This window comes from Legionella sp. ST3F1 (assembly GCF_048553315.1).
In the GTDB taxonomy this organism is placed as follows: Bacteria; Pseudomonadota; Gammaproteobacteria; order Legionellales; family Legionellaceae; genus Tatlockia; species Tatlockia donaldsonii.
Window position 1 is genome coordinate 1 of the sequence record NZ_JBLZIO010000108.1, and the last position, 215, is coordinate 215.

Sequence of the window (215 nt, forward strand, 5' to 3'; positions counted from 1 at the left end):
TGGCCGGCATCGACATCAGCAATAGTCAAGGTACCGCTCTTGGTTAAATTACCACTCGTCAGTGCTGTATCTTCGGTCACTGTCCCGGTAGACACCCCGGCAATCACCGGGACATCATTGGTGCCCTGGATAGTGACCGTGACCGTTTGACTGGCACTGCCATCGGCCGAGGTCGCAGTAAAGCTATCGGTCAGCGTTTGGCCAGCCCCTAACTG

1 protein-coding gene is annotated in these 215 nt (G+C 56.3%); it reads right to left on the bottom strand.

From position 1 onward, the window contains the following. Nucleotides 1-215, bottom strand: a 215-nt coding sequence (locus ACN4Z1_RS16110; protein ID WP_419413507.1) for a VCBS domain-containing protein, incomplete at both ends; no start/stop codon positions are given.